Source organism: Ramlibacter rhizophilus, from assembly GCF_004681965.1.
Taxonomy (GTDB): Bacteria; Pseudomonadota; Gammaproteobacteria; order Burkholderiales; family Burkholderiaceae_C; genus Ramlibacter; species Ramlibacter rhizophilus.
In genome coordinates this window covers 439967-459374 of sequence record NZ_SMLL01000004.1, presented here as the reverse complement: position 1 = coordinate 459374, position 19408 = coordinate 439967, and the positions used below count along the sequence as shown (strand labels likewise).

The 19408-nt window shown below is 70.2% G+C and carries 21 protein-coding genes; 16 read left to right on the top strand and 5 right to left on the bottom strand.

Annotation, left to right across the window (positions count from 1 at the left end):
- Positions 1 to 33 precede the first annotated feature (33 nt).
- From EZ242_RS12085 to EZ242_RS12075, 3 genes are read left to right on the top strand one after another with little or no spacing between them, the layout of a single operon-like run.
- Positions 34 to 426 (top strand): ChaB family protein, encoded by a 393-nt coding sequence (locus tag EZ242_RS12085; protein WP_135285410.1) that lies wholly within the window; start codon positions 34 to 36, stop codon positions 424 to 426.
- Positions 427 to 444: 18 nt separating this feature from the next.
- Positions 445 to 1011: a hemerythrin domain-containing protein gene (locus EZ242_RS12080; RefSeq protein WP_135285409.1), complete on the top strand. Its 567-nt coding sequence runs from the start codon at positions 445 to 447 to the stop codon at positions 1009 to 1011.
- Positions 1012 to 1054: 43 nt separating this feature from the next.
- A complete protein-coding gene (locus tag EZ242_RS12075) occupies positions 1055 to 1525 on the top strand; it encodes a DUF6152 family protein (RefSeq protein WP_135285408.1) in 471 nt (156 codons plus the stop codon).
- Between the two features lie 7 nt (positions 1526 to 1532).
- Here EZ242_RS12075 and mdlC read toward each other — a convergent pair whose 3' ends face one another.
- The 3 genes from mdlC to EZ242_RS12060 form a co-directional block, all read right to left on the bottom strand.
- Entirely contained in the window at positions 1533 to 3125 is a 1593-nt protein-coding gene (mdlC, locus tag EZ242_RS12070) for a benzoylformate decarboxylase (RefSeq protein ID WP_135285407.1), read from the bottom strand.
- Between the two features lie 17 nt (positions 3126 to 3142).
- Positions 3143 to 4150: a Bug family tripartite tricarboxylate transporter substrate binding protein gene (locus tag EZ242_RS12065; RefSeq protein WP_135285406.1), complete on the bottom strand. Its 1008-nt coding sequence runs from the start codon at positions 4148 to 4150 to the stop codon at positions 3143 to 3145.
- A gap of 136 nt (positions 4151 to 4286) precedes the next feature.
- Positions 4287 to 5054, bottom strand: a complete 768-nt coding sequence (locus EZ242_RS12060; RefSeq protein WP_240787063.1) for an IclR family transcriptional regulator — start codon at positions 5052 to 5054, stop codon at positions 4287 to 4289.
- Positions 5055 to 5188: 134 nt separating this feature from the next.
- Here EZ242_RS12060 and EZ242_RS12055 point away from each other — a divergent pair, with 134 nt between their 5' ends.
- Genes EZ242_RS12055 through EZ242_RS12030 form a run of 6 tightly spaced genes read left to right on the top strand, consistent with a single transcriptional unit; the run spans position 5189 to position 9887 of the window.
- Complete coding sequence (locus tag EZ242_RS12055) at positions 5189 to 6175, top strand: 2Fe-2S iron-sulfur cluster binding domain-containing protein (protein WP_240787062.1); 987 nt, start codon at positions 5189 to 5191, stop codon at positions 6173 to 6175.
- Positions 6176 to 6201: 26 nt separating this feature from the next.
- Positions 6202 to 7569, top strand: a complete 1368-nt coding sequence (locus EZ242_RS12050; protein ID WP_135285403.1) for an aromatic ring-hydroxylating oxygenase subunit alpha — start codon at positions 6202 to 6204, stop codon at positions 7567 to 7569.
- A gap of 4 nt (positions 7570 to 7573) precedes the next feature.
- Positions 7574 to 8362, top strand: a complete 789-nt coding sequence (locus tag EZ242_RS12045; RefSeq protein WP_135285402.1) for an SDR family NAD(P)-dependent oxidoreductase — start codon at positions 7574 to 7576, stop codon at positions 8360 to 8362.
- 27 nt (positions 8363 to 8389) lie between these two features.
- Complete coding sequence (locus EZ242_RS12040; protein WP_135285401.1) at positions 8390 to 8971, top strand: 3-phenylpropionate/cinnamic acid dioxygenase subunit beta; 582 nt, start codon at positions 8390 to 8392, stop codon at positions 8969 to 8971.
- A gap of 12 nt (positions 8972 to 8983) precedes the next feature.
- On the top strand, positions 8984 to 9163 hold the full coding sequence (locus EZ242_RS12035; protein ID WP_135285400.1) for a hypothetical protein: 180 nt from the start codon (positions 8984 to 8986) through the stop codon (positions 9161 to 9163).
- Between the two features lies 1 nt (position 9164).
- Positions 9165 to 9887 (top strand): class II aldolase/adducin family protein, encoded by a 723-nt coding sequence (locus EZ242_RS12030; protein WP_135285399.1) that lies wholly within the window; start codon positions 9165 to 9167, stop codon positions 9885 to 9887.
- A gap of 19 nt (positions 9888 to 9906) precedes the next feature.
- On the opposite strand, the gene EZ242_RS12025 is transcribed toward EZ242_RS12030, so the two are convergent.
- Positions 9907 to 10779 carry a LysR family transcriptional regulator gene (locus tag EZ242_RS12025; protein WP_240787061.1) on the bottom strand — a complete coding sequence of 291 codons (873 nt, stop codon included), beginning with the start codon at positions 10777 to 10779 and terminating at the stop codon, positions 9907 to 9909.
- A gap of 114 nt (positions 10780 to 10893) precedes the next feature.
- On the opposite strand from EZ242_RS12025, the gene EZ242_RS12020 reads away from it, so the two are divergent.
- Both EZ242_RS12020 and EZ242_RS12015 read left to right on the top strand, forming a co-directional pair.
- Positions 10894 to 12543, top strand: a complete 1650-nt coding sequence (locus EZ242_RS12020) for an FAD-dependent oxidoreductase (protein ID WP_135285397.1) — start codon at positions 10894 to 10896, stop codon at positions 12541 to 12543.
- Positions 12544 to 12679: 136 nt separating this feature from the next.
- On the top strand, positions 12680 to 13921 hold the full coding sequence (locus EZ242_RS12015) for an ABC transporter substrate-binding protein (RefSeq protein ID WP_135285396.1): 1242 nt from the start codon (positions 12680 to 12682) through the stop codon (positions 13919 to 13921).
- Positions 13922 to 13943: 22 nt separating this feature from the next.
- Here EZ242_RS12015 and EZ242_RS12010 read toward each other — a convergent pair whose 3' ends face one another.
- Positions 13944 to 14813 carry a helix-turn-helix transcriptional regulator gene (locus EZ242_RS12010; RefSeq protein ID WP_135285395.1) on the bottom strand — a complete coding sequence of 290 codons (870 nt, stop codon included), beginning with the start codon at positions 14811 to 14813 and terminating at the stop codon, positions 13944 to 13946.
- A gap of 31 nt (positions 14814 to 14844) precedes the next feature.
- Between EZ242_RS12010 and EZ242_RS12005 the strand changes: the two genes are divergently transcribed.
- The 5 genes from EZ242_RS12005 to EZ242_RS11985 all read left to right on the top strand — a co-directional run bounded on the left by EZ242_RS12005 (position 14845) and on the right by EZ242_RS11985 (position 19408).
- Entirely contained in the window at positions 14845 to 15675 is an 831-nt protein-coding gene (locus EZ242_RS12005) for a phosphoenolpyruvate hydrolase family protein (RefSeq protein WP_135285394.1), read from the top strand.
- 25 nt (positions 15676 to 15700) lie between these two features.
- The gene (locus EZ242_RS12000; RefSeq protein WP_135285393.1) at positions 15701 to 16144 is read left to right on the top strand and encodes an SRPBCC family protein; all 444 of its coding nucleotides are present in this window, start codon (positions 15701 to 15703) and stop codon (positions 16142 to 16144) included.
- Complete coding sequence (locus EZ242_RS11995) at positions 16144 to 17367, top strand: Tm-1-like ATP-binding domain-containing protein (RefSeq protein ID WP_135285392.1); 1224 nt, start codon at positions 16144 to 16146, stop codon at positions 17365 to 17367. The genes EZ242_RS12000 and EZ242_RS11995 overlap by 1 nt, the downstream gene beginning before the upstream one ends.
- Positions 17368 to 17493: 126 nt before the next feature.
- Positions 17494 to 18393, top strand: a complete 900-nt coding sequence (locus EZ242_RS11990; protein WP_135285391.1) for an amidohydrolase family protein — start codon at positions 17494 to 17496, stop codon at positions 18391 to 18393.
- A gap of 25 nt (positions 18394 to 18418) precedes the next feature.
- The gene (locus EZ242_RS11985; protein ID WP_135285390.1) at positions 18419 to 19408 is read left to right on the top strand and encodes a Bug family tripartite tricarboxylate transporter substrate binding protein; all 990 of its coding nucleotides are present in this window, start codon (positions 18419 to 18421) and stop codon (positions 19406 to 19408) included.

Here is a 19408-nt window from a genome sequence, read left to right as displayed (position 1 = left end):
CACGCCCGCCCTGGACGAGGAAAGGAGCAGCCCATGAGCAAGAAGCAGGGGGTGGACATGCCCGGCACCCTGGAGCGCTCGCCCGCCAAGGCGCAGCGCACCTACGCCAAGACCCTCAGGAGCGCCGAGTCGGAATACGGCAAGGGCGAGCGGGCCAGCCGCACCGCCTACGCGTCCCTCAAGCACGGCTTCGAGAAGGTGGGCGACCACTGGGAGGCCAAGGATCACCCGGGTCCCTCCGACTCGCGCTCGACGAAATCGACCAAGGAAAAGCGCGAAGGCAAGGGCGAGACCTACGGCGGCGTGGACGTCAAGGGCCACACGCACAAGGAGCTCTACGAGCGGGCGAAGAAGCTGGACATCGAGGGCCGCTCGAAGATGGACAAGCAGGACCTCGCCCGGGCCATTTCGAAGAAGCAGGGTTGAAGCCAGGAAGGACCACGCATGATCGAACGACTCCCCACCCGCAGGCAGTGGCTGATCGCCTCCGCCGCCTCCGGCGCCATGCTGAACCTCAGCCATGTCGCTGCGCAGACCGCTGCCGCAGGTGGCGACTGGCTGGCCATGATCGAGCAGCACCACCGCCTCATCCAGCGCAGCTTCGAGGAGCTGCTGTCCCGGACCGATGCGCCCTGGGACCAGTTGGACCTGCAGTTGCTGAACCTGCACCACGTCCTCAAGGCGCACCAGATCGGCGAGGAGCACGTGATCTATCCGGCAGCGGTGCGCGCCGGACTGCAGACCGCGGCCGAGCGCCTGTACCAGCAGGAGGCGGAAGCCAAGGTGATCTCGGCGCAGCTGCGCCTGATCGTGCTCGTGCGTGACCGCAACGCCGGCTGGACGGAAAGCGCGCAGCGCCTGCAGAAGCTCGTGCTGCAGCACGCGCTGGAGGAAGAGGAGCAGCAGGTCTATCCGAAGCTGCGCCAGCAGCTTTCGCCGGCGCAGAACCAGCTGCTCTCGCAGCTTTACCCGCTCGAGTTCAGTTCGGTGGTGCCGACCCGGCGGCGCTGAGGACGAGCGAACACACACACACAGCACCGGGAGCACCATTCGCATGCATCGCCGATCCCTTCTTGCCCTGGCCGGGGCCGCCTGCGCCGCGCCCCGCGCGTTCGCCAACCACGGCTGGTCCATTTACGACACGGCCCGGCCCCTCTACATCGAAGGCCCCGTGACCACGATCCTGTGGGCGGATCCGCATCCGCACCTGGAGTTGTTGCATCGACCTGGCTACGCACTGCCTGCCGACCTGGCCCACCGCCGCATGCCTGCGCAGCGCGAGGCGGCGGACCTCGAAGGAATGCTCCGGGCCGCGACCGTGCCGCTCACGCCGGAAGGGCACTGGCGCGTGGAGCTGCCGGAGCTGAACCGGCTCGTGGCGTGGGACGTGAAGCGTCCGCGCATCGACACGCGCCTGGGCGTGCTGGGCTACCCCGGTCCGCCGGTCACGGGCACGCCCACGCTGCGCGCCGAGGTGCTCTTCATCGGCGACCGGGCGTACCCGCTGCGGTCGTCGCCGCCGTGATGCCCGGCTAGCCGACCTCGACTTCCACCAGGCTCGGCCCGGTGCTGCGCAGTGCCGCCTCCAGCCTGGCGGCAAGCGCCTCGGCTTCGGTGACCCGGAACGCGGCGCAGCCCTGCGCGGTCGCGAGCTGGTCGAAGCGGATGCCTGGCACGTCGATGCCCACGATCTTCTCGCCCGCTTCGAACCCGAGCAGCCCCGCGTGCCGCTTCATCGCCGCATAGCCCCCGTTGTTGAGGACGATGAAGGTGATGGGCAGCCCGTGCTGCGCGGCGGTCCACAGGCTCTGGATGCTGTACATGCTGGAGCCGTCGCCGATCACCGCGATCACGCGGCGGTCGCGGTGCGCATAGGCGATGCCCACGGCCGCCGGCATGCCGAAGCCCAGGCCGCCGCTGGCCATGGTGTAGAAGCTCGCCGGCTGCGTCATGGGCAGGACCTGCTGCATCCAGGGCCGGGCGCTCGGCGCTTCCTCCACCACGATGTCCGTGGGGCCGCGCAAGGCGGCCAGGGTCTGCAGCACGTAGGCCGTTGACAGCGGCGTGCCGGGCGACGCGGGTGCAGGCCGGCCCCGAGGCGGTGGCGGCGTGCGATGCCGCGCGGGCAGGTCCTTCAGCAGTTCGTCGAGGCCGAGCCGGATGCCGCCCAGCACGCTCAAGCCCTCCGGCACCATGGCCGCGACCTCCGGGTCGTCGGTGAGCACCGCGAGCCGGGCGCCCTGCGGCAGGTGCGAGGCCGCCTCGCCCCGCGGCACGTGGTAGGTGAAAGCCGGCGCCCCGACCACCAGCACCAGGTCGCTGCCGGCGAGGCGCTCGTGGATCTGCGCGCCCGCGCCGGGCAGGAAGCCCTGGAACAGCGGATGGTCCTCGGGGAAACCGGCGCGCGCCGACAGCGGCGCCGCGAAGACGCGCGCCTGGCAGGCCTGCGCGAGTTGCACGACCTGGTCCCAGGCGCCGTCGCGATCGACGGCCGCGCCCACGACCAGCGCGATCCGTTCGCTCTGGCCGATGGCGCGCCGCAGCGCCTCGATGCCGGCCGGATCGGGCCGCAGGGCCTGGAACGCGGCCTGCGGTGGCAGCGGTGCGCAGGGCCGCTCCCAGTCGTCGGCGGGCACCGACACCATGGCCGGGCCGCGGGGATGCTGCATGGCGGTCTGCCAGGCCCGGGCGATGGCCAGCGGCACGTCCTCGGCCCGCGCGGGTTCGATGCAGGACTTGACGTAGGGCCGCGGCAGGTCCGTGACCTGGCGCGAGAACAGATAGGGGTCGAAGGGCTGCAGCGCGCGGTACTGCTGCCCCGCCACAATGACCATCGGCGTCTGGTTCTTGAACGCGGTGTAGATCGCGCCCATGGCGTTGCCCACGCCGGCGGCCGAATGCAGGTTCACGAAGGCGGCGCGGCCCGTGGCCTGCGCGTAGCCGTCGGCCATGCCGACCACGCAGGCCTCCTGCAGGCCCAGCACGTAGTCCATGTCCGCGGGGAAGCCGCGGAACATCGGCAGCTCGGTGGAGCCGGGGTTGCCGAAGATCACGCGGCTGCCGCGCTCACGCATGAGCGCGTAGAAGGCCTCGCGCACCGTCGCGCAGCGCGAGGGGGCGCGCATCGCCGTGGGTCCCGGCGTCACTGCGGCTGGATGTTGGCCTGCTTGGCCACGCGCTTCCAGCGGGCGATGTCGTCGGAGATGCGCTTGGCCAGTGCGGCCGAGTCGGTGTCGCCCGGCTCCAGGCCCAGCTTGTGCATCTTCGCGACCGTGTCCTTGTCGTCCAGGATGTCGCGCACGGCGGTGCGCAGCTTGGTCAGCACCGGCTCGGGCGTGCCCTTGGGCGCCATGAGCGCCGTCCAGATCGGGATGTCGTAGCCCGCATAGCCGGCCTCGGCCACGGTCGGCACATCGGGCAGCGCGGACGAACGCTTGGCGGTGGTCACCGCCAGCGCCTTGAGCTTGCCGGCCTGGATCTGCGGGATGACGGCGGGGCTGTCCAGCACGGCCACCTGCGTCTCCCCGCCCAGCAGGCCCATCACCGTGGGACCGGAGCCCTTGTACTGCACGTGGTTGAAGCGCACGCCGGCCGCTTCGGTGAGGGTCTCGGCCACCAGCACGAAGGAGGTGGTGGGCGTGCCGTGGTCCAGGCGGCCGTCCTTGTGGGTCTTGGAGAACTGCACCAGCTCCTTGAAATTCTTGACGGGCAGCGAGGCCGGCACCGTCACCACCAGCGGGAAGGTGGCCAGCAGGGCGATGGGCTCGAAGTCCTTCTCCGGGTTGTAGGGCAGGTTCTTCATCAGCACCGGGTTGGTGGTCAGGCCGCCGCTGGAGGACACCAGCAGGGTGTAGCCGTCCGGCTGTGCCTTGGCGACCAGGTCATTGCCGATGGCGGAGGCCGCCCCGGGCTTGTTCTCCACCACGAAGGCCTGCCCCAGCTTGGCCTGCAGCTGCTCGGCCATCAGCCGGGCCAGGATGTCGTTGGTACCGCCGGGCGGGAAGCCCACGACGATCTTCACCGGCTTCTCGGGGTAGGCCTGCGCGGCGGCCTGGGGCGCGTGCAGCGCCACCGCGCCGAGCGCGAGGGCAGCCACGGCCGGCAGCGAGCGCAGCAGCACGCGACGCGCGAAACGGGGTTGACGGGTCATGGAGGTCTCCTGGGATGACGTGTTCGAAGGGGCGCACCCGCTGTGTCCATACAGCGGATAACGAGTCCATTTTTTACCCCCGCCGTGTTCCTGTCAACGCACGGAAACCCGCGTCCGCTCTGCGGACACCGTAGGGCTACTTCAGCCGGTCCGTGCCGAAGCCCATGGCTTCGGACAGGCGGGCGGCCTCCTGCACGAGGAGATGGGCGACCTCCTTCTGGCGCGCCGCGTCCATCCGCACTTCCGGCCCGAAGACCCCGATCGAGCCCGCCACCTGCGAGTGCCGGTCGAAGAACGGCGCCGCGACGGCGACGGCACCGGCGATCAGCTCGTTGCGGCTCACCGCCCAGCCACGCTTGCGGGTCATGGCCAGTTCGGCCTCCAATTCCTTCAGGTCCACCTGCGTGCCCTGCAGGTACTCGCGCAGCTGCGCGGCGTCCGGCTCCAGCCAGGCCAGGATCGCGCGGCCCGTCGCGCCCAGCACCAGGCGCTCGGTGTAGCCCACGCCCCGCTTGAAGTTCAGCGGCTGCGGGCTGGGCAGCTCGGCCACGCACAGGCGCATGTGCCCCTGCGGCACCACCAGGGCCACGGTCTCGCGCGTCTCCTCCCAGATGCGGCGCAGCACCGGCTCGGCCAGGGTGCTGAGGTCCAGCGTGGACTTCCAGACATGCGCCAGGCGCGCCACCGACGGCCCGAGCCGGAAGCGCTGCGGCTCCCCCACCGAGACCAGGAAGCCGTGCTCCTGCAGGGTGTACAGCAGGCGGTACAGCGTGGGCCGGGACAGGTCCACGCGCTTGAGAAGCTCGCCGGCGGACAGCTCCGGGTCGTCCTCGGTGAAGGCGGTCAGGATCTCCAGCGCCCGGCCCACGGCGCGGACGTTCTCGCTCTTTTCGACGGTGTTCACGACAATCCCCTTCCTCGGATGCGGGCGATTATGTCCGCCCTGCGGACACGTTGACTCGAATTCCTGGATGTCCATAGAATGAGACCCATTGTCCGATGTACGGACTCCATCGGAGGTTCAGAGTGAGTCATCCCGTGATCCCCGTCACCCTGCTGTTCGCCGACGGCGTATCCCGGCGCATCGCCGTGCCCCAGGGCGGCAAGCTGATCGAAGCCGCCATCGAGAGCGGCCTCAACCTGCTGACCGATTGTTCCAACGGCCAGTGCGGCACCTGCACGGCGCAGCTCGTCTCGGGCAGCGTGGACCTGGACGACTACGACCCCGCCGTGCTGCCGGACGAAGACCGCGCCGACGGCACCGTGCTGCCCTGCGTGTGCCGCGTGAGCAGTGCCTGCGCCATCGAGCTGCCCTACGACTCCAGCGAGGCGCTGGACGAGGAGCCGGAACCGATCCCGGCCGAGGTCACGGCCATCGATGCCATTGCCAGCGAAACCTGGCGCCTGGAGGTGCAGGTCGCGCAGCCGGTGGTGTTCGAGCCCGGCCAGTACGTGCGCATCACGCCGGCCGGGGCCGACTTTCACCGCTCCTATTCCATGGCCAACGTGCCGGGCACCGAGCGCCTGCAGTTCTTCATCCGCCAGGTGCCGGGGGGTGCGTTCTCCGAGTGGCTGGCCGGCGCGAAGCCCGGCGACCGGCTCACGCTCAGCGCACCGCACGGCACCTTCTTCCTGCGCGACGAGGACCGCCCCCGCCTCTTCGTGGCCGGTGGCACGGGCGTGGCGCCCTTCCTGTCCATGCTGCGCTCCATGGTCGGCCACCCTCCCCCGCAGCCGACCACGCTGGTGTTCGGCGCGCGCACGCCCGGCCACCTCTTCGCACTCGACGAGATCGAGCAGCTGCGCGGGCAGCTCCAGGGCGTGGACCTGCGCATCGCGGTCGAGCACGATGCGCAGGCGGGTTGCCACAGCGGCTACCCGACCGACCTGATCCCCACCCTCGGCCTGGACCCCAGCACCCGCGTGTACCTGTGCGGCCCGCCGCCCATGGTCGAGGCCGGACGCCATGCCGCCGAGGCCGCCGGCATCCGCCGCGCGGACGTCCTGTGCGAACGCTTCGCCTGAACCCCACCAACCCCAGCGAGACACGCATGATCCCGATCACCCACGAATCACGCTACAACGCCCTGGTCAAGCTGCGCGAAGGCAAGATCAGCCGCGAGATCTTTTCCGACAAGGACATCTTCCAGGAGGAGCTGGAGCAGGTCTTCACCCGGGCCTGGCTCTTCGTCGGCCACGAGAGCCAGGTGCCCAACCCGGGCGACTTCTTCACCTCGCGCATGGGCGCCGAGTCGGTGATCCTCGCGCGCGACAAGAAGCGCAAGGTGCACGTGTTCCTGAATTCCTGCCGCCACCGCGGCATGAAGGTCTGCCAGTACGACCATGGCAACACCCAGCTGTTCACCTGCCCGTACCACAGCTGGAGCTACACCACCGACGGCAAGCTCTTCGGCGTGCCGCAGTTCAAGCAGCTCTATGAAGGCTGCATGGACAAGGAGGAGTGGTCGCTGATCGAGCCCCCCAAGGTGGAGGTGTACAAGGGCACGGTGTGGGCCAGCTGGGACAAGGACGCGCCGGACCTGCTCACCTACCTGGGCGACGCCAGGCTCCACCTGGACCTGGCCCTGGACTGCCGCGACGGGCGCGAGGGCGGCTCCGAGGTGCTGGTCGGCGTGCACAAGTGGATCATCCCGTGCAACTGGAAGTTCGCCGCCGAGAACTTCCTGGGCGACACCTATCACAACGTGAGCCATCGCTCGGTGGACCTGATCGGCATCGGCCCCAGCGCCGAGGCGGGCGTCAAGGGGCGCCGCGACAACGAGATGGACAAGGCGCAGCACGTCTGGGCCAACTTCCCGGCGGGCCACGGCGTGCACAGCGCCATCATGCCGCCCGACTGGGAGTTCCTGAACACCTACCAGGGCAACCCGGTGGTGGCCGAGTACTTCCGCGAGGCCCACGCCAAGCGCAAGGAGCGCCTGGGCGCCGAGCGCCACCGGCTCATTCCCTTCGTGGGCACCATCTTCCCCAACGTGTCCTTCCACGGCAACCAGCCGCGCAACCTGTGCGTGTGGCACCCGCACGGGCCCGAGTCCACGGAGGCCTGGCGCTTCTTCCTCGTGGACGCGGACGCACCGCAGGAGGTCAAGGACTTCCTGCGCATCTACTACATGCGCTACTCCGGTCCGGCCGGCATGACCGAGCAGGACGACATGGAGAACTGGAACTACGCCACCGCCGGCAGCCGCGGGGTGATCGCGCGGCGCTACCCCTTCAACTACCAGCAGTCGCTGGGCAAGGTGGCCACCGACGCGCCGGTACCCGGCCACGTGAGCCTGCAGGTGAGCGAGGAAAACCCGCGCCAGTTCTATCGCCGCTGGCGCGACTACATGAACGGCGCCGACTGGGACACGCTCCTGGGCCGCAAGGACAAGGAGCCGGCGAGCTTCGCCGAGTAAGCGCATGGCCGTCGTCATCGTCACCGGCGGAACCTTCGGGCTCGGCCAGTCCATCACCGTCGAACTCGCGCGGCGCGGCCACCAGGTGGTGGCCTTCGGCCTCGCGCAGCCGCAGGTCTCCAGCACGGCCGAGGGCCTGGAGGGCGTCCGCGAGGAACTGGAGCAGGCCGGCCTGCGCGCCGACATCCTGGAGGCCGACGTCTCCAGCGCCGCCGACGTGCAGCGCGTGGTGGACCACGCCACCGCCCGCTACGGCGCCGTCCATGGCCTGGTGAACAACGCCGCCATCGGTCCCCTGGGCACCGTGCTCACGACCGAGGAGCCGGTGTTCGAGAAGATCCTGGACGTGAACGTCAAGGGCACGTACCTCATGAGCCGCGCCGTGCTGCCGCACATGATCCGCGCCGGCGGCGGCGCCATCGTCAACATCGGCTCGGGCGCCGGCTACGGCAAGCCCAACATGGCGGCCTACGCGGCCAGCAAGGGCGCCATCGTGGCCCTGAGCATGGCCATGGCCTACGACCACTTCCACGACCGCGTGCGCGTCAACGTGGCCATCCCGGGCGGCGGGGGCATCGTCTCGGGCATGAGCGTGGGCCGCTTCGGCGGCGACGTGGGCGCCTTCACGCGCAAGCCCGCGCCGGGCACCGCCGCCGGCCGCCCCGCCACCGGGCGCGACCTCGCCCACGCGGTCGCCTTCCTGCTGTCCGACGAGGCGGCCACGATCTCGGGCACCGTGATCGACGTGGGCTGCTTCGCGCACCAGGGCGGCCCCGTGCCGCCCAAGCCCTGAGAAGCCGAGTCCCCAGGAGAACACGAGATGCAAGACACCATCGAGACCCCCCAGGCCGCCGCGCCGCGCCTGGCGCGCGACGCGCACTACTACGAGGTCAAGTGCGAGATCGAGGAATTCCTCTACGACGAAGCCAACCTGCTGGACGAGCGCCGCTTCCAGGAGTGGCTGCAGACCCTCGCCGAGGACCTGCGCTACTTCATGCCCATGGAATACAACGTGAAGTACGGCGAGCACGCCGCCCGCGAGCTCACGCGCCGCGACCAGCACATGAGCTGGTTCAACGAAGGCAAGTGGTCCCTGGGCAAGCGCGTCGAGCAGATCCTCACCGGCGTGCACTGGGCCGAGGAGCCGCTGTCGCGCGTGTGCCGCATGGTGAGCAACGTGCAGCTCAAGGCCATGGAGACCAACGCCGCAGGCGAGCTGGAAGTCGATGTGACCAGCCGGTTCCTGATCTACCAGAACCGCTGCGAGTACGAGGAGTACTTCTTCGTCGGCGACCGATTCGACCGCATCCGCCGCACGGCCGGAGGCTGGAAGCTCGCGCAGCGCGAGATCCGCATCCACCAGAACGTGCTGCTGGCCAAGAACCTCACGATCTTTTTCTAGAAGGAGAAGGCGATGCTCAACCTGCTTGCGATCGAGCCCGGACAGGTCGTCCGGCTGAAGAACGGCACCACGGCCGAGGTGATCCAGAACATCGGCGACGGCATCTGGCTGAACGCCCGCTTTGCCGACGGCAGCGAGGATTTGGTCTTCTGCGAGGACATCGCCGGCCTGGCCGAAACCGAGCCGTCCTGACATGCAGAGCGAATCGCAGCTGCGGGCCGACCTGGCGGCCTGCTATCGCCTCTTCGACTGGCTCGGCTGGACCGAGCTGATCTTCAACCACATCACCGTGCGCGTGCCGCCCGCCGACACCGCCCGCCCCGAGTACCTGATCAACCGCTTCGGCCTGCACTACGCCGAAACCACGCCCGACAACCTGGTGCGCATCGCCATCGACGGCGAGGTCACCGACGGCTCGGCGGCGCCCGTCAACCGCGCCGGCTTCGTGATCCACAGCGCCATCCACGGCGCGCGCGAGGACGCGCACTGCATCATGCACATCCACTCCACGGCGGGATGCGCGGTCGCGTGCAAGGAAGAGGGCCTGCGCCACGACAACTTCTACAGCGCCATGCTGTATGGCGACGTGGCCTATCACGACTACGAGGGCGTCACCACCAGCGAGGACGAGCAACCGCGGCTGGTGGCCTCGCTCGGCACGAAGAACCACCTGGTCCTGCGCAACCACGGCCTGCTGGCCGTCGGGCCCGACATCCCCACCGCCTTCAACCGCCTGTGGGTGATGCAGCGTGCCTGCGAGATCCAGCTCGCGTCCGACGCCGGCCAGGGTCCCAACCGTCCGATCGCCCGCGAGATCCTGGAGCGCGTGCCGGCCTCGCGCGTGGCCGGCAAGGGCGAGGTGCACCGCGTGATCTTCGAGGCGATGCTGCGGCGGGCGGGGATCAAGCGCAGCTAGTGTCCTGTCCCGCTACTTCCTAGGCTCCCGCTGCCACCGTATCCGCCAGCGCCTGCGCCGCCGGCGACAGGGAGCGCCCGCGCCGCGTGACGATGGCCATGGGCCGCTCCACTGCGGGGCGCACCAGCCGGCACGTGACCAGCCCCGCGCCTGCCTGGTGCCGCGCGAGCGAGGCCGGCACCAGGGCCGCGCCCAGCCCGGCCTGCGCCATCGCGAGAGCCGTGGTGAGCAGCGACACCTCGTGCTCGATGGGCAGGCTCACGCCGGCCGCGGCGGCGGCCTCGTCGATGCGGCGGCGCACGCCATAGCCCGGCTTCACGGCGATGAGCGGAAAGCGCGCGAGGCGCCGCCAGCCGAGCGAGCCGCCCACGGGAAGGCCGATGGCGGGCTGCGCCGCGGCCACCAGCGGGTCGCGCAGGAACACGGCTTCCTCCAGCCCGGGCGCGGCCGCCTCCAGCGTGCCCACGCCGAAGTCCACGCGCTCGGCCAGCAGGGCCTCCACGAAGGCGTCGGGCGCAACCTCCTCCACCTGCACCTTCACCTGCGGATGCCGCTGCAGGAACGCGCGCAGTGCGGCAGGCAGAACTGTCTGCGCCACGGTGGCCGTGGCCGCGACGCGCACCCGGCCGCGTCCGCCCTGCGCGAGTTCGCCCATGCGGGTGGCCATGGATTCGAGCTCCCCGAGGGCACGCTGCGCATGGACCACGGCCTCGGCAGCGGCGTCGGTGCGGCGCAGCGCCCGCGTGCTGCGGTCGAACAGCTTCAGCCCCAGCCGGTCTTCCAGCTCACGCAGCAGCACCGTCACCGCCGGCTGCGTCAGGGCCAGTTGCTCGGCCGCGGCGGAGACGCTGCCCGTCTCGTACACGGCGGTGAAGGCCCGCAGCTGTCGCACCGAAGGCAGGGCAGATAAAGGTTTCTTATGAATTGCCATGGAGAATTCATTGTCCCATCGGCGCCTGACGGCCTCTAATGCGTGGTGCGCGAACTTCCTGGACCCCGAGACAACATGCCCTCCTCCCCCCTTCACACACAGGTCCTCATCGTCGGCGCCGGACCGGTCGGCCTCACCCTGGCCATGGACCTGGCCTGGCGCGGCATCGACGTGGTCGTGGCCGAAACGCGCGAGCGCGGCGAGCCGCCGAGCGTCAAGTGCAACCACGTCTCCGCGCGCACCATGGAGATCTTCCGCCGCCTGGGCGTGGCGGGCGCGCTGCGCGATGCGGGCCTGCCCGCCGACCACGCGAACGATGTCGCCTACCGCACCACCTTCACCGGCGAGGAGCTTTCCCGCATCCACATTCCCGCGCGCCGCGACCGCTACACCGACAAGAGCGGCCCGGACGGCTGGTGGCCCACGCCGGAGCCGCCGCACCGCATCAACCAGATCTACCTGGAACCCGTCCTCTTCGCGCATGCCGAAGCCCAGCCCCGCGTGCGCATCCTGAGCCGCACGCGCATCGACGCGTTCGAACAGGACGAGGCCGGCGTGAGCGCCACCGGGACCGACCTGGAGACCGGCGCCCCCCTGGCGCTGCGCTGCGCGTTTCTCATCGGCTGCGACGGCGGCCGCTCCGGCGTCCGCAAGGCCATCGGTGCGAAGCTGCACGGCGACGAGGTGGTGGGGCGCGTGCAGTCCACCTACTTCCGGGCGCCGGACCTGCTCTCGCGCCTGCGGGTTGCGCCGGCCTGGGCCACCTTCTCGCTCAACCCGCGCCGCAGCGGCAATGTGTATGCGATCGACGGACGCGAGACCTTCCTGCTGCACAACTACCTGCGCGCGGGCGAGACCGACTTCGAATCCATCGACCGCGACTGGGCCATCCGCACCATCCTCGGCGTGGGCCCGGACTTCCGCTACGAGATCATCAGCAAGGAGGACTGGGTCGGCCGCCGGCTCGTGGCCGACCGCTTCCGCGACCGGCGCGTCTTCATCTGCGGCGACGCCGCGCACCTGTGGATCCCCATGGCCGGCTACGGCATGAACGCGGGCATCGCCGACGCCATGGACCTGTCCTGGTTGCTGGCCGGGCACCTGAACGGCTGGGCCACGAAAGCCGCGCTGGCGGCCTACGAACAGGAGCGCCTGCCCATCACCGAGCAGGTCTCGCGCTTCGCGATGAACCACGCCCTGGCCCTGCAGAAGGAGCGCGAGGGCGTGCCGCCCGGCATCGAGGAGCCGGGCCCCGAAGGCGAGGCTGCGCGGGCGCGCGCCGGAAAGGCGCTCTATGACCTGAACGTGAAGCAGTACTGCTGCGCGGGCCTGAACTTCGGCTACTTCTACGAGGGCTCGCCCCTCATCGCCTACGACGGCGAAGCCGCGCCCGCCTACAGCATGGACCACTTCACGCCCTCTACCGTCCCGGGCTGCCGCACGCCGCACCTGTGGCTGGCCGACGGCCGCTCGCTCTACGACGCCATGGGCCCGGAGTTCACGCTGCTGCGCCGCGACCCCGGGCTGGACGTGGCGCCCCTGCTCGAGGCCGCCGCCCGGCGTGGCGTGCCGATGGCGGTGCTCGACGTCGATGGCCCCGAGGCGGCGGCGCTGTACGACCGCGCCCTGGTGCTGTCGCGGCCCGACCAGCACGTGGCCTGGCGCGGCGATGCCCTGCCCCAGGACCCGCTCGCGCTGGTCGATCGCATCCGCGGCGCCGGCTGAGGTGCGACGCGACAGGGGCGCCATGTGGATTTCGAGTAGATCGTCGTGGTTTCCCGTCATGGGCGCGCCTGGTCTCGCGTCCTAGCATGGCCGCAGCCTTGGGCACCACCGCCGGGGCGCCACCAACGAGGAGACTATGAGCAACTACCTGCAACGCATTGGCGCGGCGTCCTTCGCCGTCGCACTCGGCATGGGTTCGGCCGTCGCGCAGAACACCCCTCAGGCCACGGGCCGGCTGTCCAACGACGTGCTGCGCATCGGCGTGCTGACCGACATCTCGGGCGTCTATGCCGACATCTCGGGCAAGGGCGCCATCGAGGCGGTGAAGATGGCCGTGGAGGACTTCGGGGGCACCATGTTCGGCAAGCCCATCGACGTGGTTTCCGCCGACCACCAGAACAAGGCCGACATCGGCGCGGCCAAGGCCCGCGAATGGTACGACGTGGGCGGCGTGGACATGATCAACGACCTGGCCAACTCCGGCGTGGCGCTGGCCGTGGCCGGCATCGCCAAGGAGAAGAAGCGCCACGCCATCGTCAACAACGCCTCCAACGTGGGAATCACGAATGCGCAGTGCTCGCCCTATACGGTCCACTACGCCTACGACGCCTATTCGCTGGCCAACGGCACCGGCCGTGCCGTGGTGGAGAACGGCGGCGACAGCTGGTTCTTCCTCACGGTCGATTTCGCCTTCGGCCATGGCCTGGAGCAGCAGGTCTCCGAGGTGGTGAAGAAGGCCAACGGCAAGGTGCTGGGCGCCGCCCGCCACCCACTGGGCACCAGCGACTTCGCCTCCTACATGCTGCAGGCGCAGTCGTCCAAGGCCAAGATCGTCGGCCTCGCCTCCACCGGGCAGGACACCATCAACGCCATCAAGGCGGCGCACGAGTTCGGGCTCACGAAGAACCAGAAGCTGGCGGCGTTGCTGCTGTGGATCAACGACGTGCACTCCCTGGGCCTGCCGGTGGCGCAGGGCCTGCAGCTGACCAACGCCTGGTACTGGGACATGAACGAGGAGTCGCGCAAGTTCGCGCGCCGCTTCCAGGAGCGCGTGGGCTACATGCCCAACATGGCGCACGCGGGCGACTACTCCTCCACGCTGCACTACCTCAAGGCCGTGCAGGCCGCCGGCAGCGACGACGCGGACGCGGTATCGGCCAAGATGCGCAGCATGCCCATCAAGGACATGTTCACCCAGAACGGCACCATCCGCGCCGACGGCCGCATGGTCCACGACATGTACCTGTGGGAGGTCAAGAAGCCGTCGGAGTCCAAGCACCCCTGGGACTACCTCAAGCTCGTGAAGACCATCCCCGCGGCGCAGGCCTTCATGCCGCTGGAACAGAGCACCTGCCCGCTGGTCAAGAAGAGCAGCTGAGCGCCGAGCCGGAGAACGACTTTCAGTGAAGCTCGGACTGCACCTTCGCGCTGGCGGGCCGGCTGCGGTAGTCGGACGGACGGAACCCCGTCAGGCGCTTGAACGTGTTGGAGAAGGCGAAGGGGTTCACGTAGCCCACCGCCTGCGCGACGGCCTCGATCTTCAGCGTGGTCGTCGCCAGCAGGTGGGCCGCGCGGGCCATGCGCATGGTGGCCAGCTGGCGCCCCGGGCTGCGGCCCAGGCTCTGCTGGCAGAGCCGCCGCAGGTGCTCCTCGCTGGTGTTGGCCAGGCGTGCCATCTCCGCCAGGCTCCAGGCGCGCGCCAGGTCGGCCTCCACCAGGTTCCACAGCGCCACCAGGCGCGGCTGGCGCTGCAGCGGCTCGAGCAGCAGCGTGGTGTAGCGCTCGATCACGTCCACCCACACCGCGCAGTTGCCCGGGTCGTCGGCGCCGGCCGTCTCGGCGGCCAGGCCCAGGATGGCGTGCGCGAGCACCTCGCCGTCGAAGGCCATCATGCTGGGCGCCATGGCGCCGTGCACGGAGCGCGGGGAGCTCGGCATGAAGCGCACCCAGGCCACGCGCCAGCGCTTGCGCGGCGCGCAGTGGAAGGCATGCAACACGTGCGCGGGCGAGAAGCTGGCCATGCCCGGCGTGTGCGGGTACCAGGCGCCGTCCAGCAGGGTCTTGCCCTCGCCGGCCAGGCAGACCTGGAAGAACGCGCCCGACAGGTGCGTGCGCACCACCGCGTAGGGCGCGGCCGCATCCACCACGGCCACGTGCGCGATGTGGCGCGCGGCGAGTGCCTCGCAGTGCTCCGCGCGCACGACCGTGCTGCGGGTCGAGGGACTCACCACGTGGGTTTCGACGGAAAGATCCAGAGGCGCTGTTGCCATGGCGCCGGACATCATAAGGAGCAATGAAGCCATGCCATTTTTTGAACGTCGGCCCCTGATGGAGAAATTCCAGGACATGGTCCGGCGCCGCGTGCCCATCATCGGCGGTGGTGCCGGCACGGGCATCTCCGCCAAGTGCGAGGAGGCGGCCGGAATCGACCTCATCGTGGTCTACAACTCGGGGCGCTACCGCATGGCCGGCCGGGCGTCCTCCGCCGGCCTGCTGGCCTACGGCAATGCCAACGAGATCGTGCTGGAGATGGCCGGGGAGATCCTGCCGGTGGCCCGGAACACGCCCGTGATCGCGGGTGTGAACGGCACCGACCCGTTCATCGTCATGCCGGTCTTCCTGCGCCGGCTCAAGGAACTGGGGTTTTCCGGAGTGCAGAACTTCCCGACCGTCGGGATCATCGACGGCCGCTTCCGGCAAAGCCTGGAGGAGACCGGCATCTGCTTTGCCACCGAGGTGGACATGATCCGCCAGGCGCATGAACTGGACCTGCTCACCACCCCCTACGTGTTCTCGGCCGACGAGGCCGTGGCCATGACCGAGGCCGGTGCCGACTTCATCGTGCCGCACATGGGCGTGACCGTCGGCGGCACCATCGGCGCCACCAGCGCGCCGGACCTGGCCGAGTCCGTGCGCCTGATCGACGAATGGGCCGAGGCCGCGCGCCGGGTGCGCAAGGACGTGATCGTGATCGCGCACGGCGGCAGCATCGCCACGCCCGAGGACGTGGCCTACGTGCTGGCGCACAGCGAGCACTGCAACGGCTTCTACGGCGCCAGCAGCATGGAGCGGCTGCCCACGGAGGTGGCGCTCACGGCGCACGTGAAGCGCTACAAGAGCCTGAAACATTGAAGCAGCGAAGGACAAGGAGAAGACGATGGCACGCGTGTACGTGAGCGCCGTGATGAACGCGAGCCTGCAGGAGGCCTGGGCCTTCCTGCGGGACTTCGGGGCGCTGGGCAACTACCACCCGTTCTTTTGCAACTCCTTCATCGAGGACGGCAAGCCGGCCGACCAGGTCGGCTGCGTGCGCCGCTTCGAGGTGCGCGAGGACGGAGGCTACCTGCGCGAACAGTTGCTGGCGCTGTCGGATGACGAGCACCGCTGCCGCTACCGCATCCTGCACATCGATGCGCCCTGGCGGAACTACGTGGCCGAGATGCACCTGCTGCCGGTGACCGAGGGCAACCGCTGCTTCGGGGAGTGGTGGGCCACCTTCGAGGTGCCGCCCGAGGAGGAAGCCGCCGCCGTGGAGCGCGTGGCGGCCACCTTCCGCACCTTCTTCGCCTGCGTCGACGAGGCGCAGGCCGCGGGGCGCTAGTGTCGCCGGTCTGGGTCGTCGGCACCTGGGACACCAAGGCCGAGGAGTTGGCCTACCTGGCCGGTCTGCTGCGGGCGCGCGGCGTGGCGGTCACGACGGTGGACGTGGGCACGCGCAGTCGTTTCGCGGAGGTGGACCTGCGCGCCGAAGCGGTCGCCGGCCATCACCCGCACGGGCCCGCCGCCGTCTCCGGCGCCACGGACCGCGGCGTGGCGGTGAGCGCCATGAGCGAGGCGCTGTGCCACCTCGTGCGCGCGGCGCTGGCCAAGGGCGACATCGCCGGCATGATCGCGGCCGGCGGCTCGGGCGGCACCGCGCTGGTGGCGCCGGCGATGCGCCTGCTGCCCATCGGCGTGCCCAAGCTGCTGGTGTCCACCATGGCCGCCGGCGACGTGAGCGCCTTCGTCGGCGTGTCCGACATGACGCTCATGTTTCCCGTCACCGACATCGCCGGCCTGAACCGCCTGTCGCGCCGGGTCCTGGGCAACGCCGCCCATGCCATGGCCGGGATGGTGCTCGCGCCGCCACCGGCCGGCGGCGGGGACGACGCCCGGCCCGCGCTGGGCTGCACCATGTTCGGCGTCACCACCGCCTGCGTGCAGGGCGTCCGCGCGGGGCTCTCGGCCGGCTTCGACGTGCAGGTGTTCCATGCCAACGGCTCCGGCGGGCGCGCCATGGAAGCGCTCGCGGCCTCGGGCATGCTCGACGGCATCCTCGACATCACCACCACCGAAGTGGGCCAGCACCTCGTGGGCGGCATCTGCGACGCCGGCCCTGGCCGGCTCATGGCCGCGGCGGAACAGGGCCTGCCCTGGGTCGGCTCCGTGGGCGCCCTGGACATGGTGAACTGGTTCGCGCCACCGACCATTCCGGAGCGTTTCCGCGGCCGCCTCTTCCACGCCCACAACGCCAACATCACGCTCATGCGGACCACCGCCGCCGAACTGCGCGCGGCCGGGCGCGAGATCGCCCAGCGCCTCAACCGCTCGGCCGGGCCGGTGCGCCTGCTGCTGCCGCTGCACGGCCTCTCGGCCCTCGACGCGCCCGGCCAGCCCTTCCATGACCCTTCTGCGGACGCGGCTCTGTTCGAATCCATCGAGGCGCACTTCCTGCCCAGCGATACGCACCGGCTCGTCCCCGTGGCGGCGCACATCAACGACCCGGAGTTCATCGACGCCGTGCTCACCCAGGCTCGCGAGGTGTTCGCGACCGTGCAGGCCTGAAGCACAGCGGGCGCCGGCACGGGCGCGGTTCGGTATCCGCACTCGCCCGCTCAGCCGTTTGACGCCAGGGCTGCGGCCCGCGATGCTTGTCGGTTCGCCCGCCAAAGCGACCGGACAAGAACACTGATGGACGACAGCCTCACCGCGCCCACGCCCGCCGCCCCGGCCTGCGCCGGCCCCGACCGGGCACTGCGCGCACCGCGCCTGAAACTGCCCGCCGGCACCGTGGATTGCCACGCGCATGTCTTCGGCCCGCGCGAGCGCTTTCCTTTCTCGCCCGAGCGCAGCTACACGCCCGAGGACTGCACGGTGGACGACTACCGCGCGCTGCTGGACACGCTGGGCATCGAGCGCTGCGTGATCGTGCATGGCGGCGCGCACGGCACCGACAACGCCGTGACGCTCGCGGCCCTGCGCGAACTCGGCCCGCGCGCACGCGGCGTGGCGGTGATCCGCCCGGGCCTGGGCGACGCCGCGCTCGACGCACTGCACGAAGGCGGCATGCGCGGCCTGCGCATCTCCAGCGTGGTGCGCGGCGGCGCCAGCTTCGAGCACCTGGAGGCACTCTCCCAGGAGACCCGGCGCCTGGGCTGGCACATGCTCATGCACCTGCACCGCTCGGCGGAACTGGTCCAGCTCGCGCCGCGCCTGCGCGCGCTGCCCAACGACATCGTGCTCGACCACCTGGGCTACGTGCGCGGCGAGGAAGGCACGGGCGCGCCTGGCTTCGCGGCGCTGATGTCGCTGCTGGAGACCGGCCGCACCTGGGTCAAGCTCGCGAGCCTGTACCGCTCCTCCTCGCAGCCCTACCCGCACGAGGACATGCTGCCCATGATCCACGCGGTGGTCGCCGCGCGGCCCGACCGCATCATCTGGGGCACCAACTGGCCCCACCCCATCTACCGCGGCCCCATGCCCAACGACGCGGACCTGGTGGACCTGCTGCCGCTGTGGATCCCCGACGAGGCGACGCGCCACCGCGTGCTGGTGGACAACCCGGCGCGCCTGTACGGCTTCGACACCTGACCCACTTCAACCACTGGAGGCAACCATGACCGCCCGAACTTTCCTGCTGCGCCGCCACGTCGTCGCCGCCGCTGCCGGCGTCGCCCTCGGGCTCGCCAGCCTCGGCGCCTCGGCCCAGGCCTTTCCCGACAAGCCGGTGACCCTGGTCGTGCCCTTCCCGCCCGGCGGCACCACGGACATCATCGCCCGGGGCGTGGCCGAGGGCATGGCGCGCGAACTCAAGCAGAGCGTGGTGGTGGAGAACCGCGCCGGCGCCGGTGGCAACGTGGGTGCGGAGAGCGTCGTGCGGGCCAAGCCGGACGGCTACACCCTCTTCGTCTCGACGGCCGGTCCCCTGGCCATCAACCACCACCTCTACACCAAGCAGAACTACGACCCGATGCGCGACTTCTCCCCGGTCGCGCTCCTGGGCATGGTGCCCATCATGCTGGTGACCGGTCCGCAGCAGCCCTTCAAGTCGGTCGCCGACCTCATCACCTTCGCCAAGGCCAATCCCGGCAAGCTCTCCTACGGCTCGCAGGGCAACGGCACCACCAGCCACCTCACCATGGAGCTGCTGAAGTCGCAGGCCGGCATCGACATGGTCCACGTGCCCTACCGGGGCAGCGCTCCCGCCGCTACCGACCTCATGGGCGGCCAGGTGCAGGTCATGTTCGACAACTCGCCCTCCACCCTGCCCTTCGTCAAGGGCGACAAGATGCGCGCCCTGGGCGTGGCCAGCGCCGAGCGCGTGCCGGCCATGAAGGACATCCCGGCCATCTCGGAGACCATCAAGGGCTTCGAGTCCACCGCCTGGTTCGCCCTGGTGGCACCGGCCAACACGCCGCCGGACGTGGTGCGCACGCTCAACGCCGCCGTCAACGCCACGCTCAAGCGTCCCGAGGTGCGCGAGAAGTTCGCCGCCTCCGGTGCGGAGCTGGCCGGTGGCACGCCGGACGACCTGGCGAAGTTCATGCGGCAGGAAAGCGCCAAGTGGCAGGACGTGGTGCGCGCGGCCAAGGTCAAGCTGGATTGA

Coding starts and splice junctions, on each gene's coding strand:
- EZ242_RS12020 (WP_135285397.1), top strand. CDS start 10,894: ATGCCCTCCTCCCCCCTTCACACACAGGTCCTCATCGTCGGCGCCGGA.
- EZ242_RS11990 (WP_135285391.1), top strand. CDS start 17,494: ATGGACGACAGCCTCACCGCGCCCACGCCCGCCGCCCCGGCCTGCGCC.
- EZ242_RS12075 (WP_135285408.1), top strand. CDS start 1,055: ATGCATCGCCGATCCCTTCTTGCCCTGGCCGGGGCCGCCTGCGCCGCG.
- EZ242_RS12050 (WP_135285403.1), top strand. CDS start 6,202: ATGATCCCGATCACCCACGAATCACGCTACAACGCCCTGGTCAAGCTG.
- EZ242_RS11985 (WP_135285390.1), top strand. CDS start 18,419: ATGACCGCCCGAACTTTCCTGCTGCGCCGCCACGTCGTCGCCGCCGCT.
- EZ242_RS12005 (WP_135285394.1), top strand. CDS start 14,845: ATGCCATTTTTTGAACGTCGGCCCCTGATGGAGAAATTCCAGGACATG.
- EZ242_RS12015 (WP_135285396.1), top strand. CDS start 12,680: ATGAGCAACTACCTGCAACGCATTGGCGCGGCGTCCTTCGCCGTCGCA.
- EZ242_RS12030 (WP_135285399.1), top strand. CDS start 9,165: ATGCAGAGCGAATCGCAGCTGCGGGCCGACCTGGCGGCCTGCTATCGC.
- EZ242_RS12045 (WP_135285402.1), top strand. CDS start 7,574: ATGGCCGTCGTCATCGTCACCGGCGGAACCTTCGGGCTCGGCCAGTCC.
- EZ242_RS12065 (WP_135285406.1), bottom strand. CDS start 4,150: ATGACCCGTCAACCCCGTTTCGCGCGTCGCGTGCTGCTGCGCTCGCTG.
- EZ242_RS12085 (WP_135285410.1), top strand. CDS start 34: ATGAGCAAGAAGCAGGGGGTGGACATGCCCGGCACCCTGGAGCGCTCG.
- EZ242_RS12010 (WP_135285395.1), bottom strand. CDS start 14,813: ATGGCAACAGCGCCTCTGGATCTTTCCGTCGAAACCCACGTGGTGAGT.
- EZ242_RS12000 (WP_135285393.1), top strand. CDS start 15,701: ATGGCACGCGTGTACGTGAGCGCCGTGATGAACGCGAGCCTGCAGGAG.
- EZ242_RS12035 (WP_135285400.1), top strand. CDS start 8,984: ATGCTCAACCTGCTTGCGATCGAGCCCGGACAGGTCGTCCGGCTGAAG.
- EZ242_RS12040 (WP_135285401.1), top strand. CDS start 8,390: ATGCAAGACACCATCGAGACCCCCCAGGCCGCCGCGCCGCGCCTGGCG.
- mdlC (WP_135285407.1), bottom strand. CDS start 3,125: ATGCGCGCCCCCTCGCGCTGCGCGACGGTGCGCGAGGCCTTCTACGCG.
- EZ242_RS12080 (WP_135285409.1), top strand. CDS start 445: ATGATCGAACGACTCCCCACCCGCAGGCAGTGGCTGATCGCCTCCGCC.